This is a genomic window from Neomegalonema perideroedes DSM 15528 (assembly GCF_000374145.1).
GTDB lineage: Bacteria > Pseudomonadota > Alphaproteobacteria > Rhodobacterales > Rhodobacteraceae > Neomegalonema > Neomegalonema perideroedes.
On the sequence record NZ_KB893653.1, the window covers coordinates 1 to 17941 of the forward strand.

10 protein-coding genes and 1 tRNA gene are annotated in these 17941 nt (G+C 68.0%); 5 read left to right on the plus strand and 6 right to left on the minus strand.

The genetic code is table 11. The features are described 5' to 3' along the window. Positions 1-362 precede the first annotated feature (362 nt). Positions 363-2117 (minus strand): OmpA family protein, encoded by a 1755-nt coding sequence (locus tag B161_RS18370; protein WP_018631288.1) that lies wholly within the window; start codon positions 2115-2117, stop codon positions 363-365. Between the two features lie 360 nt (positions 2118-2477). Continuing rightward, on the minus strand, positions 2478-3743 hold the full coding sequence (locus B161_RS0100010) for a type III PLP-dependent enzyme (protein WP_018631290.1): 1266 nt from the start codon (positions 3741-3743) through the stop codon (positions 2478-2480). A 296-nt stretch (positions 3744-4039) separates the two neighbouring features. Between B161_RS0100010 and mepA the strand changes: the two genes are divergently transcribed. Beyond that, complete coding sequence (gene mepA, locus B161_RS0100015; RefSeq protein WP_018631291.1) at positions 4040-4924, plus strand: penicillin-insensitive murein endopeptidase; 885 nt, start codon at positions 4040-4042, stop codon at positions 4922-4924. Between the two features lie 47 nt (positions 4925-4971). Here mepA and B161_RS0100020 read toward each other — a convergent pair. After that, positions 4972-5055: transfer RNA gene (locus B161_RS0100020), tRNA-Leu, on the minus strand. Positions 5056-5103: 48 nt separating this feature from the next. On the opposite strand from B161_RS0100020, the gene lipB reads away from it, so the two are divergent. Beyond that, on the plus strand, positions 5104-5862 hold the full coding sequence (lipB, locus tag B161_RS15975; protein WP_083922773.1) for a lipoyl(octanoyl) transferase LipB: 759 nt from the start codon (positions 5104-5106) through the stop codon (positions 5860-5862). Between the two features lie 26 nt (positions 5863-5888). On the opposite strand, the gene B161_RS19060 is transcribed toward lipB, so the two are convergent. From B161_RS19060 to B161_RS0100040, 3 genes are all read right to left on the minus strand, one after another. Beyond that, positions 5889-6476 (minus strand): PEGA domain-containing protein, encoded by a 588-nt coding sequence (locus tag B161_RS19060; RefSeq protein WP_240471571.1) that lies wholly within the window; start codon positions 6474-6476, stop codon positions 5889-5891. Between the two features lie 165 nt (positions 6477-6641). Continuing rightward, on the minus strand, positions 6642-7691 hold the full coding sequence (locus B161_RS0100035; RefSeq protein ID WP_018631294.1) for a quinone-dependent dihydroorotate dehydrogenase: 1050 nt from the start codon (positions 7689-7691) through the stop codon (positions 6642-6644). Then, positions 7691-8035, minus strand: coding sequence for a DUF952 domain-containing protein (locus B161_RS0100040; RefSeq protein ID WP_018631295.1), 345 nt, complete (start codon positions 8033-8035; stop codon positions 7691-7693). Before B161_RS0100040 ends, B161_RS0100035 begins: the two co-directional genes overlap by 1 nt. Positions 8036-16347: 8312 nt before the next feature. On the opposite strand from B161_RS0100040, the gene B161_RS0100050 reads away from it, so the two are divergent. The 3 genes from B161_RS0100050 to B161_RS0100060 all read left to right on the plus strand — a co-directional run bounded on the left by B161_RS0100050 (position 16348) and on the right by B161_RS0100060 (position 17933). After that, positions 16348-16950 carry a uracil-DNA glycosylase family protein gene (locus B161_RS0100050; protein WP_018631297.1) on the plus strand — a complete coding sequence of 201 codons (603 nt, stop codon included), beginning with the start codon at positions 16348-16350 and terminating at the stop codon, positions 16948-16950. Continuing rightward, positions 16947-17450, plus strand: coding sequence for a GNAT family N-acetyltransferase (locus B161_RS0100055; protein ID WP_018631298.1), 504 nt, complete (start codon positions 16947-16949; stop codon positions 17448-17450). Before B161_RS0100050 ends, B161_RS0100055 begins: the two co-directional genes overlap by 4 nt. A gap of 87 nt (positions 17451-17537) precedes the next feature. Continuing rightward, a complete protein-coding gene (locus tag B161_RS0100060; RefSeq protein ID WP_018631299.1) occupies positions 17538-17933 on the plus strand; it encodes a hypothetical protein in 396 nt (131 codons plus the stop codon). Positions 17934-17941 lie beyond the last annotated feature (8 nt).

Below are 17941 nucleotides of genomic sequence, written 5' to 3' on the forward strand. Positions count from 1 at the left end.
CTCAAACCCGAAGGTTCAAATCCCTCTCTCCCGATATGCGTGCGTCACTCAGGATCAGCCCCAAGCGCCCGCATACCTCCTCAATTCTTCAATCTGTCAATGAGCGTCCGGCGTGTCCGCCGCTTCGTCCTTGGCCGACTTTCTAGCCCCTCATTTCCATCAGGTCAAGACCTAATTTCAAATTTCAGAGACTGCGAAGCCGTCCGCCGAAGCGTCAGCGCCGTCGGTGAGCGGTTTATAGGCCGGGAAATTGTGGGGGGCAAGAAGTATTTTCAGGAAAACGACGTCTTTTTTTCAAAATCATGAAAAAAGGCGGCCCATTGGGCCGCCTGAAAGGGTGATCTCGTCATAAAATCATCACCTTAGGGCAAAAGCGCGATTTCCACCCGCCGATTGGCCGCTTCGCGCACTTCATCCGCCGTGGCCACCGCCTGCCCCGCCTTGCCCGCCGGAAGCACCTCGAAGACCACGTTCGAACCCAACCGCTTCTCTAAACCGAGTCGCACGGCCTGAGCCCGGCGCATCGCCAGCAGCTGATTATAGCGGATCGAGCCCGCGCTGTCGGTGAAGCCCGCAAGGCTGATTCTCTTCGTCCCTAAACGACGGGCCTCGGCGGCGACGTCGTCGAGGATGTCCTCGGCCTCGGGAGTCAGGTCGTTCGAACCGAACTCGAAGAAGACCGGAAGACCGCGCGGGCGCGCCTGAGCCTCGGCCGCCATGGCCCGGCCCGCATCGGGGCCGCTCGCCTGAGGCGAAACCACCTGAGCTTGAGGCGGCGGCTCCGGCGCGGGGGCCGAAGGCCGCGCAGGCGCGGGGCTCGCGGCGACCGGCTGCGGCGCCCTCTGCCGGGGCGGGGCGGGGAAAGAAGGCCCGGAGGAAGGAGCGGCCAGAGATCCGCCCATCGGCGCGGGGAAGAGAATCGCCAGATCCTCGCCGCGCGGCGCAGGAGCGGGCGCCTCGCCGCGGCCGCCGTCGTGAAGGACGACTCCGACCGGAGCGGGCGGCAAGGCCGCATATTGAACGCTCGGCGGAGCGGCCTGCGCGAAGCCCGCCGCCTGAGCCCCCGCCCAAGACGGAGGCGCCAGCACCGGACCCGGCGTCGGGATGGAGGCGGAGGCCGAGACCCCCCCGGCGCGGGCGGGCGCGGGCAAAGGACCGTTCAAGCCCTGCGCGGGCATGGCCAGAACGCCGACCGGAGGCGGGGCGGCGGTCGGGAGATCCAGATTCACCGCGTAGCTCGCCGCGTCATAGGGGGCCGAAGGCGAGCCGCGCTGCGATTCGACCGGAGCCGTCACCTGATAACGCGCATAAGGAAGCTGGGCCTGAGCCGCAGGCGCATAGCTCGTCGCCATGGCGGAGGGCGCGTAGCCCGCAGGCGCGGAGAGAGGCGCGGAGCCCGGAAGATGGACCTGAGTCCGCACGGTCGCCGTCGGGGCGGGAGCCGTGAAGACGATCTCCTGAGAAACGGCGGGGCCCACGACCTGAGCGGAGCCCATGGGAAAGGCGCCAGCCGGGAAAGACGTCTGGAGCGAGGGGGGGCCGGAGAGAATCTGCGGCGGAAGCTCGCCCGCCAGACGCGGCGCGCCGCGACTCGCGGCCTCAAGACGAGCAAGGGCCGTCAGGGCCGCGCCCTGACAGGTCACGACCTGACCGGGATCCGCGCCCGCGCCGGCCTCGCGCAGCCAGCAATCGAATAAAGCCTGAGCGCGGGCCGCGTCCTCGGCGGCGTGGATCCGCACGCCCTCGTCGAAGACTCCCATCAGGCGGCGACGCGCCAACGTCGCCTCTTCGGCCAAAGGACCGCTCAAACCCGCCTCGCGGGGAGTCAGAAGCTCGGTCGCCTTGCCCTCGATGGCCATGATCGAGCGCAGAGCGTAGAAATCCGCGCCCCGCCGGTCGCCGCGGTCATAGGCCCGGGTCGAAAGCTCAAGATAACGCTGCTGAAGCGCGAAGGTGAAAGCCTGAGCGTCGGCCATGGACACGTAAGTCGGCTCCGCGATCATCGCGTGGCGGGAGCCGCCGCCGCAGCCCGCCAAAGCCGCCGCCGCGACGCTCAGAAGAACCCAGACCCGAAGCGGCCGACGCCCCGTCGCATCCGATTGGTGATGTAAGGACATGATCCTGTCTCCGGCTGACCGCCCGTAGGGAAAACTCCGAGAAACGCCCCAATCTGAGACGAAACCGATGAAGCTGCGGAAAAAGGAGCAAAGGAGGCGCCAAAGAAGCGGTCTGCGCGTTAAGACGGCGGAGTCGGAAATGAGACGGAAGATTCTGAGGAGCTTAGAGGAAGACTCGCGCGGCGAGCCCGGAGCCTCCGGGAAAGGCGGGAGGCCCTCCTCAGAGAGGCGGAGCCCCGTCGAAAGGGCGATCTGATCCGAAATGAAACAGAAGCGCCAAAATCCGGAGATGAAAAAACCCCGCCGCCCGGGGGATGGGGCGACGGGGTTCGAAAATTCAGGCCCTGCGGCCCCGGGATCTCAGACGCAGACCACCTTCAAAGGCGCGAAGCCGTTGAAGCCCACCGCCGAATAGGTCGAGGTGTAGGCGCCCGTCGCGAGGATCCGCACCTTGTCTCCGGACTGAAGGGCCAGAGGAAGCTGGATCGTCGCCTTCTCATACATCACGTCGGCCGAATCGCAGGTCGGGCCGGCGAGGATGCAAGGGCCGGTCTCGCCGCCGTCATGGGGCGTCTCCAGCACATAGCGGATCGCCTCGTCCTGAGTCTCGGGGAGGCCGGTGAACTTGCCCACGTCCAGATAGACCCAGCGGACCGGATCCTCGGGGCGCTTGCGGGAGGTCAGGACCACCTCGGTCTCGATCACGCCCGCCTCGGCCACCAAACCGCGGCCCGGCTCCGCCATCAGCTGAGCGGGAAGCTCGCCGCCGAAGGCCGAACGCGCGAACTCCATCACCCGGCGGGCGTAGACCTCGGCGTTCAGGACGGATTTCTCATAGGTCGCCGGGAAGCCGCCGCCCATGTTCATCAGGGTCGGGTTCAGACCCGCCTCGCGGGACATGGCGAAGGTGCGGGCCGCCTCGTCGAGGGCCCCGCGCCACATCTCGGGCTCGCGGGCCTGGCTGCCGACGTGGAAGGAATAGCCCACCGGCTCAAGGCCGAGATCGCGGGCCATGAGGCTCAGGCGGACGGCCTCCTCGGGAGGGCAGCCGAATTTGCGCGACAAAGGCCAGTCGGCTTCGCTGGTCTCCATGAGCAGGCGGCAGAAGACCCGCGCTCCCGGAGCGGAGCGGGCGAGCTTCGCAAGCTCCTCCTCCGAATCGAAGACGAAAAGATCGAGGCCGAGGCCGCGCGCGTAAGCCACGTCGCGCTCTTTCTTCAGCGTGTTGCCGAAGGAGAGGCGGTCGGGAGTCGCGCCCGCCGCGAGGCACATGTCGATCTCGCCGCGGCTGGCCACGTCGAAGCGCGAGCCCTTGGCCGCCAGCATCGCCAGAACCGGAGCTTCCGGATTGGCCTTCACGGCGTAATAGATCCGCGCCGGATCCACGCCCCGCGCGAGGCGGTCGTATTGCTCGGAGATCCCTTGGACGTCCACGATCAGAGTCGCGGCGTCGTAGCTCGTCCGGGCCAGATGCTCGGCGATGCGGCGCGGCGTCCTCGGACGCGGGGCCTGCACGAGACGAAGCTCGGGGGCGTGGTGGCCCTCTCGGCGATCTTCAGAGATTTGGGAGTCGTCGTGCCGCTCAGGGCGCGCTTGCGCCCCTCCGGCCATGAGAGCTGCGTTCATAGTCCATCCCCCTCGGACGCGAACGGCCTGCGCCGCCCGTCGAGACCAAAGAAGACGCGGACCGTCGCTGCATAGCTTTGGAGGCCAGAGGCGCGTGCGTTTGCGTCGTGAGGCCGGAGATAGGGCCTTTCCATGACAGGCGCAAGACGCTTTGGGGCGCAGGGGGAAAAAATCCTCCGGAGGGGGGCGGACGCGACCTTTCGGACACGCCCGTCAGCACAGGGTTAATCTTGACGAATGAAAGCCTTAGACTAGGCGCGGACCCCCTCGGAAGACCCCAGATTCGGAGACCTCGAATGCGCCCCCTTCTTCTCGCCCTCGCAGCGGCCCTCGGGCTGACGGGCGCCCTCCCCGGCCCCGCCGCGGCTCAGGTCGCCCCGCGCGACCAGACAGGCCCCGCCAAGGCGCTCTTCGGCGGAGTCAGGACGCCCGCCGCCCTGCCGCCCGCCGCCATAGGCTCCTACGCCAAAGGCTGCTTCGCGGGGGGCGTCGAGCTGCCCATCGACGGGCCGCATTGGTCGGTCATGCGGCTCTCGCGCGAACGGAACTGGGGGCATCCGCGGCTCATCGACTTCATCGCCCGGTTCAGCGCCCAAGCTCCGCGATTCGGACTCCCGGGGATTCTCGTCGGCGACATGAACCAGCGGCGCGGAGGGCCCATGCTCACCGGACACGCCTCGCATCAGATCGGGCTGGACGTGGACGTCTGGCTCAGGCCCCTGCTGCCCGTCCGGCCGACGCTGCGCGAGCGCGAAGACGTCTCCAGCTTCGACGTGGTCGAGGGACGTCATAATCTCGACGAAGCGCTCTGGCCGCAGACCTCGCGCGCCATGATCCGGGTCGCCGCCGAAGACCCCGAAGTGGAGCGGATCTTCGTCAATCCCGCCATCAAGCGGAAGCTCTGTCAGGAGACCCATCCGCAGGATCGCGCATGGCTGGCCAAAGTGCGCCCTTGGTGGGCTCATGACGCCCATTTCCACGTCCGACTCGCCTGTCCCGCCGATTCGCCGCTCTGCGTCAGGCAGGCCGCCGTTCCCGCCGGAGACGGATGCGGGGAGGATCTGGATTATTGGTACACCGAAGCGCCTTATAAGCCCGCCGATCCCAAAGCGCCTAAAGCGCCGGATCTGACCATGGAGGATCTGCCTCAGGCTTGCCGCGCCGTGCTGGCCGCGCCCTGAGCCCCGGCCAAAGAAAAACCCCGGCGCTCGGCGCCGGGGTCATATCTTGGTGCGGTCGAGAAGATTCGAACTTCCACGCCTCGCGGCGCTAGCACCTCAAGCTAGTGCGTCTACCATTCCGCCACGACCGCATTGCGCGGCCATATAGCAAAGCCTCCCGCACTTGCGCAAGCCCCGTCATGACGATTAGCCATAGGAAAAGAGCAAGCGCGGCGAAGGAGGCGGACATGGCGGTGGAATGGCGAATCTCGCAGGGCTATACGCCCTATCCCGAGGCTCTGGCCGAAATGGAGGCCCGCGCCGCCGCGATTCGCGACCAAGGGGCCGAAGAGCTCGTCTGGATGCTGGAGCATCCGCCCCTCTACACCGCAGGCACCAGCGCCAAACGCGCCGATCTGCTCGAAGCCGAGCGATTCCCCGTCTATGACGCAGGGCGCGGCGGAGAATTCACCTATCACGGGCCGGGGCAAAGGGTCGTCTATCTCATGCTCGACCTGAAGAAGCGTCGGCCCGACGTGAGGGCCTATGTGCAGGCGCTGGAGGCATGGATCATCCGGGCGCTCTCGGAGTTCAACGTGCAGGGGGAGTTGCGCGAGGGTCGGGTGGGGGTCTGGGTGCGCAGGACCGACAAAGGCGCGCCGGAGCGCGAGGATAAGATCGCGGCCCTCGGGGTGCGGATCCGGCGCTGGACCACGCTTCATGGAATCGCGGTGAACATGGAGCCGGATCTCGGCCATTTCGGCGGAATCGTGCCTTGCGGCATCCGGGGGCATGGAGTCACGAGTCTGGCGGATCTGGGAATCCCCGCCGCCATGACCGATCTCGATTCCGCGCTCATCAAGCATTTCGACCCGATCTTCGGGCGCGGCGGAGTCTTCGGCCCGAAAGAGGGCGGCGGCGATTCGGGAAGCGTCTCGGGGACCGTCCGCGCGGAGTGAGGCGGCGGACGGCCCCAAAAACCGCTTCAGCGCGTCAGGACGATCCCGCTCTGAGGAGCCGGATAAACGATGGAGCCCAGCGGCGGGGCCTGATCCTGAGCCGCGGCGTAGCCGAGAGGCTGAGCCTGAATCGGAGCCGAGGAGACGGGCGCGACGACCGCCGCGAGCGGCGGAGCCGCAGGAGCCTGAATCGCGACAGAGGACGGGAGGGCGGCCGGGACCGCGCCGGGCCGCTCCAGCTTCACCACCAGAGGATTGGGCGTCAGATCGAGCATCGCGCCGGTGCCGACGTCCACGCCCGCGCCGATGAGCCCGCCGAAGACCACGTTGCCCGCCATGCCCAGGCCGCCGCCGCCGGAGACCTTATTCGTCACCTGGCCGGTCCAGGTCTCATAGCCCTCTTTCGTGATGGTCGCCGCGAATTCCGAGCGGCGCGGCATCTTGATCGTGCAGGGCGTCGATTCGCAGGAATGGCCGTTGCTGGTCGAAACCTGAGCCCCCGCAGGATCGGTCTCCACGACGAAGGCGTCCTTCGTGCCGCGCGTGATCGTGGCGCAGCCGGAGACGCCCAAAAGCGCGAGCGCCATGACGCTCGTCCAAATTCTTACGTGCAATCGCTTCTCCTGAATTGAGGATTCTCAAATCCACCCTCACAGGAAGAGGCGTATAGAGATCATGCAATTTAAAGCAACATGTCTAAAGGGCGCCAAGACGCCGCGAAACACCCTGAGCAGCGCGATCCGGACAGGCTCTCCGGATCGGCGCTCTTCGCGAAAGGATTACGGCTTCTCCGTCCCCACCGCCTCGGCGATGGTCTTGAAGCCGTCGCGCTTCATCAGCTCGGGCAGGCCGCGCGCGATCTGCGTCGCGAGGCCGGGGCCTGCGTAGATCATCGCGCTGTAGATCTGAACCAGCGAAGCGCCCGCCCGAATCTTCGCCCAAGCCTGCTCCGGCGTCGAGACGCCGCCCACGCCGATCAAAGGAATCTCGCCCCGGGTCAGGCGGCGGAGATCGCGCAGGATTCGAGTCGAGAGTTCGAAGAGGGGCGCGCCGGAAAGTCCGCCCTTCTCGTCGCGCTGAGAATCCTTCAGCTTGTCGCGCAGGGACAGCGTGGTGTTGGTCGCCACGACGCCGTCGATTCGGCGCGCGAGGCAGATCTCCGCCACGTCGGCCAATTCGGAGGCGCTCAGATCCGGCGCGATCTTCAGCAGAATCGGCGCCGCGCCCTTGCCCTCCGCCTTGAGGGAATCGCGCAGATCGAGGCAGCGGCCGAGGAGAGCGTCCAGAGCCGCCGCGCCCTGAAGGTCGCGCAGGCGTTCGGTGTTGGGCGAGGAGACGTTGATCGTCAGGAAATCGGCCAGAGGCGCGAAGGCCCGGATCCCCGCTTCATAATCGGCGGCGCGGTCCTCGGAGTCCTTATTGGCGCCGAGATTCACCCCCACCGGGCCGGGATGCTCCGGCAAGCCGTCTAATTGCGCCCGCGCGGCCTCAAGCCCCGCATTGTTGAAGCCCATGCGGTTGACGATCGCCCGATCCGGAGTCAGCCGAAACAGCCGCGGCTGAGGATTCCCCGCCTGAGGACGCGGCGTCACGGCGCCGACCTCCACGAAGCTGAAGCCCAGAGCGAAGAGCCCCGGAACCGCCACGGCGTTCTTATCGAAGCCCGCCGCAAGCCCGACGGGATGGGAGAAGCTCCGGCCCCAGAGCGCGACGCCGAGGCTCGGGTCGTCGGGCGGCGCGAAGCGGGGGCCGAAGCCCCGCGCCAAACCCCAAAGCGCGAGGCGATGGGCGGTCTCGGGCGGCAGAAGGCGCAAAGCGGCGTCGAACATCAGATCATCCCCGGCGGAAAGACATGGGCGCCGTCCGGCCCGAGCGGCAAAGGCTCGGACCAAAGCGCCTCCTCAGGATTCAGGGCGCGATGCAGATGCGGAAACAAAGCCCCGCCCCGCGAAGGCTCCCAGCGCAATTCAAGCCCCAAGGCTTCGGCCTCGAAGGCGATCAGCAGAAGCCCCGAACGGCCCGCGAAATGCTTCGCCGCCGTCTCGCGCGCCTGCGCCGCCGTCGAGAAATGGATGAAGCCGTCGCGCAGATCATCCGCCGAGCCGGAGAAGACGCCGAAGGACTCCGCCGCCCGCCAAAAAGATTCGTCGCAGATTTTATAGATTTTCGTCATCAGGCCTCTCCCCAGGATCCGATCCGGATCCGGCCCTCCAAAGGGCTGAAACGGGGTTCGAATGACGCCTCCGCGCGGCTTTGTCCAGCGCAGACCCCGCTGAAACGGCTTTCCCGGCAAGTTTCGCTTAAGCCTTTCGCAGCTTCTCCTTCAGATCCCTCAACGCATCCTTAAGCGCGCTTGCGCTTTGCGCGTCCCAATTCTTCGCGGAGCGGCTTTCCCTCAACGCTCTAGCAAGGGCGCTTCGCCATGCTGCCCTCAAAGATCAGGCCGCCGCCAGAGGAGGCCCGCGTCCGAATCCGTAAGGAGCAGGACGAGACGAGGGATGCGATATGTTCAAAATCCAAAGCTGGATCAAAAGCTTGACGATAGGCCTGGCGTTCGGCGCCTTGGCTTCTCCGGCCCTCGGCGCGGTCCTGCTCACAGGCGTGGTCTATGATTCGCGCACGAGAGAGCCCGTTCAAAACGCGCAGGTCGGGCTTTGGAACGTCGATCTGGGCGAGACGCTGGACTCCTCCTGCTATCTCTACTGGAACGAGGCCCCCGAATATGATCCGGGAACCGGCCAGCCGATCACCAGCATCCTCTCCACGGGCGCGAACGGCGTCTACAGCGTCGTGCTCGAACATGGCCAGCACGCCAGCTGTCCGGATACGGTGGCGCCCGTCCGGATGGAGATGCGCGTCTCCCATCCTGATTACGTCGCCTCCTCGCTGAGCCCCGCCGCCGGCGGCGGAGCGCCCGACTCCTTCGCGGCCTACGGAATCACGGCCCGGGGCGGCGCCTATTTCGTCTCCGACGATCTGGCCGCGCCGGAAGGATGGCCGCCCGCGCCCTATTGGAGCGAATGGCGCGCCACCAAAATCACCACGCCCATCCTCAACCACCATATCCCGCTCGACGCCCGCGCGCCGCGCGCCGCCGAGCTCTTCGGCGTGGTGACGGATTCCGCCACCGGCGCGCCCATCGACGGCGCCCGGGTCGTCGTGATCGGGACGAACGGCCAGCCCCTGCCCGACGCCTGCTTGGCCACGCCGCCCGCGCAAAGGACCGTCGGCGCCGACGGCGCTTATCTCTATCACATTCTCCTCGGTTCGCGCGCGGAATGCCCCATCGGCGGAACTTATTGGGTGGAGGCCCAGCCGCCCGCCGGGAACACGCCCTATAGCGGAAGCGATCGGGACAGCTCCTCGCTCGCGCTGGACGAATCGCAGCGGATCGATCTGGAGCTGGGGCGCCTCGCGCCTGCGGGCTTCGGCGGCGTGGTCACCGATTCCTCCACCGGCTCGCCCATTCCCGGCGCGACGGTGACCATCACCGGGCCTTTGGGACCGCTGGATTCCGCCTGCTTCGCCTCCGGGACCTCGCCTCAGACCACCGGAGCGAACGGCGCCTATAGCGCGGTCATCAGCCTCGGCGCCCACGCCTCTTGTCCGGCGACGGGCGGAAGCTTCACCGNCTCCGTCGCGCCGCCTGCGGGCTATCAAGGCTCCGATTCGGGCTCCGCAACGCTGACCCCCGGCTCCAATGGTCAGGCCGATCTGGAGCTGACCCCCGTTCCCGTCGTCATTCCGCCCGCGGGCTTCGGCGGCGTGGTGACCGATTCCACCACCGGCGCGCCCATCCCGGGCGCCGTGGTGACCATCACCGGGCCTTCGGGGCCGCTGGATTCCTCCTGCTTCGCCTCCGGGACCTCGCCTCAGACCACCGGAGCGAACGGCGCCTATAGCGCGGTCATCAGCCTCGGCGCCCACGCCTCTTGTCCGGCGACGGGCGGAAGCTTCACCGCCTCGGTTACGCCGCCTGCGGGCTATCAAGGCTCCGATTCGGGCTCCGCTGCGCTGACCCCCGGCTCCAATGGTCAGGCCGATCTGGAGCTGACCCCCATCCCCGTCGTCATTCCGCCTGCGGGCTTCGGCGGCGTGGTCACCGATTCCGCCACCGGCGCGCCTATCCCGGGCGCCGTGGTGACCATCACCGGGCCTTCGGGACCGCTGGACTCCTCCTGCTTCGCCTCCGGGACCTCGCCTCAGACCACCGGAGCGGACGGCGCCTATAGCGCGGTCATCAGCCTCGGCGCCCACGCCTCCTGTCCGGCGACGGGCGGAAGCTTCACCGGCTCCGTCGCGCCGCCTGCGGGCTATCAAGGCTCCGATTCGGGCTCCGCTGCGCTGACCCCCGGCTCCAGTGGTCAGGCCGATCTGGAGCTGACCCCCATCCCCGTCGTCATTCCCCCTGCGGGCTTCGGCGGCGTGGTCACCGATTCCGCCACCGGCGCGCCCATCCCGGGCGCCGTGGTGACCATCACCGGGCCTTCGGGGCCGCTGGACTCCTCCTGCTTCGCCTCCGGGACCTCGCCTCAGACCACCGGAGCGAACGGCGCCTATGGCGCGGTCATCAGCCTCGGCGCCCACGCCTCCTGTCCGGCGACGGGCGGAAGCTTCACCGCCTCGGTTACGCCGCCTGCGGGCTATCAGGGCTCCGATTCGGGCTCCGCTGCGCTGACCCCCGGCTCCAATGGTCAGGCCGATCTGGAGTTGACCCCCGTTCCGACCGCCCCCCCGACCATCTGGTTCGGCGGCGTGGTGCGCGACGCCACCACCGGCGAGATCATCCCCGGCGCTCTGGTCAGCCTCACCGGACCGCTCGGCGGCCAGCTGGCGTCCGTCTGCTTCGCGGAAGGCTCGCTGCCTCAGACCACCGGAGCCGACGGCGCTTATGGCGTGCGGCTGCGGCTCGGGGCGGATCCGACCTGCCCCTCGGGCGGGCGCTACACCGCCCATGTCGAGCCGCCCGCCGATTCGGGATATTTCGGCGTCGATCTCTCCACCCGCACCGAAGTCGTCGCGGACGGCGATCTGAGCGACGTCGATCTGGCGCTGGACTTCGCCGTCGTCGATCTGCGCGTCTCGAAGGAGACGCCGGACAAGGCCGCCGCGCCGGGCGAAACCGTGGTCTTCCGCATCTCCGTCAGCAACACCGGATCGGCGAATGAAGTCGTCTATATCGAGGACCGTCCCTCGCCCTGGCTGAACTACGTCGCCGAATCCTTCTCGGTCGAGCAGGCGAACGGCGTTCTTGAGGAGGTCGTCCCCTTCTCGCTGCAAGGCCGCAATCCGATCTTCGGGCCGATCACGCTGCAGCCCGGCGGAAGCCTCAGGGTCGGCTACGCCATGCGGATCTCCCACGCCGCGCCTCCGGGCTACGCCGAGAACCTCGCCGTTCTGCATCGCCGCGACGGATTCGGGCGCTTCCTGCCCATCCAGACCGGCCGCAGCGGAATCATCATCCTCGAAGGCTCGACGGTCTTCGACGACTCCGTCGTCTTCGGCAAGGTCTGGTACGACTGCAACATGAACGGCTGGCAGGATCAGCCCATGGCCTCGCGGATCACGCTTTCGGGCGGCTTCGCCCCCGGCGCGCTCCTGCCCGGCGGTCTGACCGTGGATCGCGGATTCGGCCCCGAGCCCCTCACCGGAGACTTCGCCTCCGGGCTGACGCTCGGCGATCTCGCGCCGCTCCATGTCGGGGCGGGCGGCGAGGCGGGCAAGATCGTCCTCCGCGCCAAGCTGGCCCGGCCTGAGATCCCCGCCCTGCGGCTCGTCACCGCCGAGGGATTCGACGCCGCGCTCGCGCCGGACGGCTCATGGACTCAGGCGCCGCTTCCGGGCGGCTTCGCCGGATGCGGGGATCTGCGCATGATGCGCGCCGTGACCCCCGCGCCGGGCGGCGGACATCTGCTCACCATCGTGATCACGAGCGGATGCCGCGCCGAAAGCGGCGTCGCCGGGGCGCGGCTCGCCACGGTTGAGGGCCTCGTCATCGAGACCGACTCCCATGGCCGCTATCACATCGCGGACGGGCGCTTCACCGATCGTCTGCGCGGCAGCAACATGCTGATCAAGCTGGACGAGGCCTCTCTGCCCATGGGCTCGCGCGTGGTCTCGGTCAATCCGCAGCGCCTGCGCCTGACCGGAGGCCCCATGCAGGCCGCCAATTTCGCCGTCAGCTGCCCCGCCCCGCAAGGCTTCTTCACTGAGCAGGTCGCGGAGATCGGCGCCGTCTGCTTCCTGCCCGGAACCGCCTCCATCGATCCGGCTCAGGCGGGCGCGCTGACCGCCGCGGCCGAGCATCTGCTCACGCAGGGCGGCGGCGAGGTCGTGGTCGAATGCCGCCCCTGCGAAGGGAAGACCGACGCCGCGCTCAACGCGGGGCGGGTGGCCGCCGTGCGTCAGGCCCTCGCCGGGATGCTCCCCGCCGAGATCATGAGCCGCGTCACGGTCCGCTCCGAAACGCAGGGAATGGGCGCCCCCGCCCATGGGACGGGCGGATTCTCGCCGGTCCCGGCGGGCGGCCCGACCCTGCCGCCGCTTCCGCTGCCGCATCCCGCGCCCCAGCCCGAACCTTCGAAGGGTCTCTTTCAGATGATCTTCGGATCGAACGCGACCGGCGCCGGACCCATGCGCGCCTTCGCCCTCGCGGGCGCGCTGCTCGGCGCCCAAGAGGCCAAAGCCGACGCCCCCGGCGCCGGAAAGGCCGTCCAGCTTCCGCTGAGCCGCGGCGTGATCGAAACGCCGAAGCCGCAATTCGCCCCTCCTCCGTTCGTGGGCCCTATGGCGCCCGCGCCCTTCTGCCCGACCCTCGGGCGGGCGCTGAGGCCCGGCGAAGCCTGCCCGACGCCCGCTCCCGCCCCTCAGCCGGTGGTGACGGGACGCTATTGCCTCGACACGGGAATCACCGTGCCGGTCGGGGCCGCCTGCCCCGTCCCGCAGACGACGGTCGTCGCGCCGCCGCCCCCGCCCCCCCCGCCGCCGGTCGCGGCCGAGCCGCCCAAGCCCGCCTTCGCGACCCGTCCGCGCGAGATCTGCCCTGAGGCCAAATGCGCCGACGTCAGCGTCCGCAGCCTCGTCGAGCTGCCCTTCGGCGCCAGCCTGACCGCCGTCGCCGACGCCCAGAGCGCCGATCCCCGGCTTGACGCCGTCGCGCCCAGCGCCGTCCTGCTGGCTGGCGATGGTCTGGCCGGGCCCGCGGTCTTCCACAGCTTTTCGAACTACCCGACCTTCATCGACCGCTGGGAGGTCGTCCTCTTCCGCGAAGCCGACCGCAATCGCGCCCGGCCCCTCGCCACGCTGACCGGCGCCCGGCTCGGGGATCCCGTGGTCTGGGACGGCGCCGTCTCGGACGGACGCCCGCTGAGCCCCGGCGAGAATCTGAAATACGTCGTGCGCGCCTATGATTCCGAAGGCCGCCGCGACGAGACCAAGCCCCGCGATCTGCTGCTCACCGCCGATCCGGAGCATCCCACGCTCAAGCGTCCGGCGCGCTCGGCCTATGGCCGCGATTCGCTGGCCCGCCAGTCCATCCCGATCATGGGCGGACGAGTCGCGGTGCGCGGCGCGGGCGTGCCTCCGGGCTGGCTGGTCGCGGTCTCCGGCGAGGAGATCCCGGTGAACGAGAAGGGCGAATTCGTCTGGGAGAGCCTGCGCCGCCCCGGCGTCTATGAGATCCCCGTCGAGCTGGCCGCCCCCGACGGCGTGGTCTGGAGCCGCATGGTCGCCGCGCAGGTGCCCGAGAACAGCTTCTTCATGGTCGGCCTCGCCGATCTGACCATCGGTCAGGATTTCGTCTCCGATTCGCTGGAGGCCGCCGTGGGGACCGACGGCTTTCAGGAGGACGTCTTCGCCAACGGGCGCCTCGCCTTCTATCTGAAGGGCAAGATTCAGGGCCGCTATCTCATCACGGCTCAGGCCGACACCCACGAGAACGAGATCGAGCATATCTTCGACGATTTCGTCGATTACCGCGATCCCCGGAAGATGTTCCGCCGCCTCGATCCCGACCGCTATTACCCCGTCTACGGCGACGGCTCGGTCGCGCGCTCCGACGTGGACACCCAAGGCAAGTTCTACGTCCGCGTCGAGGACGGCGACTCAAGCCTGATGTGGGGCAACTTCAACACCGGCTTCACCGGAACCGAACTCGCCCGCTATGAGCGCTCGCTCTACGGCGCGCGGGCGGAATACGTCAGCCGCGCCGCCACCAGCTATGGCGAAGCCCGCTTCCAAGCCAAGGGCTTCGCCTCGCAGCCCAACACCGCCGCCGCGCATAATGAATTCATCGGCACCGGCGGCAGCCTCTATTACCTGCGTCAGCGCGACATCGTGACCGGTTCGGAGAAGCTCCGCGTCGAGATCCGCGACCGCGACAGCGGCCGCGTGCTGGAGAGCGTCGCGCTGGTTCCCGGCAAGGATTACGAGATCAACGACATTCAGGGCCGCGTGCTGCTGACCAATCCGCTGCGCAGCTTCGCGGGGCGCTCGGGAACGAATGTGATCTCCACCAGCGCCCTCGGCGACGACATGGTCTTTCTGGTCGCCGATTACGAATATGTCCCCGATTTCGGCGAGGCCGAGGAATGGACCTATGGCGGCCGCGCGCTGGCCTGGCTCGGCGATCATCTGAAGATCGGGGGAACCTATGTCGAGGAGAACGCCGAAAACGCCCGCGCCTATGAGCTGATGGGCGCCGACGTGGCGCTGCGCTGGAGGCCCGGCACCTATATCCGCGGCGAATGGGCCCGCAGCAATTCCTTCGAGCGCGCCGACATCCGCGCCTCGGACGACGGCGGCCTGACCTTCCATGAGCTTTCCGGCTCGCTCGGACGCCCGGTCGAAGGCGACGCCTTCTCAATCGAGGCCCGCGCCGATTTCGCCGAGATCTTCGACGGCTCGCTCGCCGGCGAGGCCGAAGCCTGGTGGCGCGAGCGCGACGAAGGATATTCCAACGTCCAAAGCGCGCTCGACGGCTTCCGCCGCAGCTTCGGCGGCTCGGTGGAGCTGCGCCCGAGCGAGGATCTGCGCCTCGCCCTGCGCGCCCATGAAGGCGAATATCTCGACGGCGACAAGGAGCGGACGGCCGCCGCTCAGATCGACAAGGATTTCGGCCGCTTCGGCCTCTCCTTCGAATCCCGCTATGAGGAGGAGATCGCCCGCGGCGAGCCGGAGATCTCCGCTCTGATCCTCGGCGGGCGTCTGTCCTATGAGGTGATGGACGGCGCCAAGGTCTATGTCCGGGGTCAGACCTCGGTCATGGAGGAAGGCGACTACGTGGACGCCACGGGCGGCGCGGTGGGCTTCTCGGCCCGCCTCTCCGACGCCCTGACCGCCCACGCCGAATACGCCCATTTCAAAGAGCGCGGAAACGGCGCCACCGTGGGCGTGGATTATCAGCGCAGCGCCGATCACGTGGTCTATGGCAGCTACACCCACTCCACCGACCGCGAGGACGAGCGCCGCCACGCCTTCACCCTCGGCCAGCGCGCCAATGTGGCCAACGGCCTCGACGTCTATCAGGAGAACCTCTTCGGCGTCCGGCGCGACGGCGGATTCGAATCCAGCCAGCTTTACGGCGCGGAGATCCGGCCTCTGGACGATCTGAGCCTCGGCCTGAGCTATCAGCGCTCGGATCTGGATCTGGACGGCGGCGACGTCGAGCGGGATGCGGTTTCGGCCTCGGCGCGCTGGAAGACCTCGCGGCTGGAGCTGGCGGGCAAGGCGGAATATCGCCGCGACCGGGGCGAGGGCGAGGATACGGACCAGTGGCTCGCCACGGCCCGCGCCAAATACGAGGCCACGCCCTCCACCACGCTGCTGGCCAAGGCTTCGGTCTCGCACACCGATAATCGCGCGGATTCCGCCCGCGACGCCCGCTTCTGGGAGGCCTCGGTGGGGCTGGCCTATCGCCCGGTCGAGAACGACCGTCTGAACCTGCTGGCCCGCTACAGCTATCTCTACGACCTGCCCGCTCCGGAGCAGGTTTCGGGAGACGTGGATCAGCGCGCCCATCTGGTCTCGGCGGAAGCCTCCTACCGCGTGACGCCGCGCCTGACCTTCGGCGCCAAAGGCGCCTATAAGCACGGCGAGATCCGCGAGGACCGCAACGCCGGAGGCTGGACCGCCACGCGGCTCACCTATGGCGCGGCCCACGCCAAGGTCCGGATCTTCGAGAACTGGGACGCCATGGCCGAATGGCGCGTGCTGCACGACCTCGAAGCCGACATGACCCGTCATGGCGCTCTGGTGGCGGTCTACCGGCGCTTCGGCGATAATTTCGAACTCGGCGCGGGCTATAACTTCGCCGCCTTCGGAGACGATCTTTTCGACCTGAATCAAAACGCCCATGGCTGGTTCATCAACGCGGTGGGCAAGTTCTGACGGCTCGGACAGGCTGAACTTCGGCCGATTGAATTTTGGAGGCGCGGAGGAGACTCCGCGCCTCTTGCTTTTTGGGCGCCTCGCGCCGAGCTTGAGGCCATGGCCGCCTCATCCCTTGAAGCTCTGCTCTCCGAGATCCGCGCCTGCCGGATCTGTCCGGATCTGCCGCTCGGCCCGCGTCCGATCCTTCAGGCGGGCGCCGGAGCGCGGATCCTCATCGTCGGCCATGCGCCCGGCCATATCGCCCATGAGCGCGGAAGGCCCTTCGACGACGCCAGCGGAAGGCGGCTGCGGGCGTGGCTCGGGCTGACGCGCGAGGAGTTTTACGACCCCGGCCTCGTGGCTCTGGCCCCCATGGGCTTTTGCTATCCCGGAGCCGGAAAAGGCGGCGATCTGCCCCCGCGCCCCGTCTGCGCCCCCACATGGCGTCCGAGGCTCATGGCGGCCCTGCCGGAGATCCGGCTGACCCTCGCGTTAGGACTCTTCGCGCAGAAATGGGTCTTGGGCGCGCATTGGCGGGGCGGCGTGGCCGCCAGCGTCGAAGCCTGGCGGGAGGTCTGGCCCGAGATTCTGCCGCTGCCCCATCCCAGCGGACGCAACAACGGATGGCTCGCGCAAAGGCCCTGGGTCGAAGGCGAGATGATCCCCGCCCTTCAAGAGCGGGTGCGGGGCCTGATCCGCATTCAGAAAGGAAGTCCATGAAGATCGAAATCCGCGAAGAGCGCCCCGAAGAGGCGCCCGCCGTTCGGCTGCTGACCGAGGCGGCCTTCAAGCTCAACGCCCATAGCCGGGGGACGGAGGGCGCGGTCGTCGACGCTTTGCGCGCGGCCGGAGCCCTGACGCTCTCCCTTGTGGCGATTCAGGATGGAGAGCTGGTCGGGCATGTCGCCTTTTCGCCGGTGAGGATCGAAGGCGCGGATCCCGGCTGGTTCGGGCTGGGTCCGGTCTCGGCGCGGCCCGATCTGCACGGAAGGGGAATCGGCGGCGCCCTCGTCCGCGAGGGCCTCGCGCGGCTGAAGGCGCAGGGCGCGAAAGGCTGCCTTCTGGTCGGCGATCAGGAATATTACCGCCGCTTCGGCTTCCGCCATGATCCCGCGCTGAAGCTGGAGGGCGTCCCGCCGGAATATCTCCTCGCCCTGACGCTGGAAGGCCCGCGCCCCGCCGGAAACGTGGTGTTTCATGAAGGGTTTTCAGCCTCCTGAAAGCCCCGCCTGAAGCGCTTTTCTTAACCGAACGTCGAAGCTTCGCCCTTAAGCCGGAGACAGGCCAACTCCAGCGGGAGCGATTCGATGTCGGCGATGCTGAAGCTCTTTCTGATCGCTTTGACCTTCTCCGCCGCCGTCCTCGCCAAGAGCTTCAGGGGCGAAAGCGGACGGGACACCCTCTTCTCGACCAAGATCGAAAGGATTTCTCAGGCCGTTCTGGAGGAGCGCCACGCCGCCGCCCTGAGATTCCGCCCCTCGCTCGGACTGAGAGGCGAGGATCTCGGAATCGAGTTCCGCCTCTCGGAGAAGGGCTTCTCCTCGCGCATGGAGGATTTCGGCTTCTCCTGCCTCGGGGCGGGGGCGGGCCGGATCAATTGCCGAAAGACGGTGGAGGACGGCGGCGGCCTGACGCTGAGTCTGACCTTCTCCGGCGGCGAGGCCGTCGTCTTCCGGCATGGGCAGGCGCTCAAGAGATCCTGAGCCGCAGA

Coding starts and splice junctions, on each gene's coding strand:
- B161_RS18370 (WP_018631288.1), bottom strand. CDS start 2,117: ATGTCCTTACATCACCAATCGGATGCGACGGGGCGTCGGCCGCTTCGG.
- B161_RS0100010 (WP_018631290.1), bottom strand. CDS start 3,743: ATGAACGCAGCTCTCATGGCCGGAGGGGCGCAAGCGCGCCCTGAGCGG.
- mepA (WP_018631291.1), top strand. CDS start 4,040: ATGCGCCCCCTTCTTCTCGCCCTCGCAGCGGCCCTCGGGCTGACGGGC.
- lipB (WP_083922773.1), top strand. CDS start 5,104: ATGACGATTAGCCATAGGAAAAGAGCAAGCGCGGCGAAGGAGGCGGAC.
- B161_RS0100035 (WP_018631294.1), bottom strand. CDS start 7,691: ATGTTCGACGCCGCTTTGCGCCTTCTGCCGCCCGAGACCGCCCATCGC.
- B161_RS0100040 (WP_018631295.1), bottom strand. CDS start 8,035: ATGACGAAAATCTATAAAATCTGCGACGAATCTTTTTGGCGGGCGGCG.
- B161_RS0100050 (WP_018631297.1), top strand. CDS start 16,348: ATGGCCGCCTCATCCCTTGAAGCTCTGCTCTCCGAGATCCGCGCCTGC.
- B161_RS0100055 (WP_018631298.1), top strand. CDS start 16,947: ATGAAGATCGAAATCCGCGAAGAGCGCCCCGAAGAGGCGCCCGCCGTT.
- B161_RS0100060 (WP_018631299.1), top strand. CDS start 17,538: ATGTCGGCGATGCTGAAGCTCTTTCTGATCGCTTTGACCTTCTCCGCC.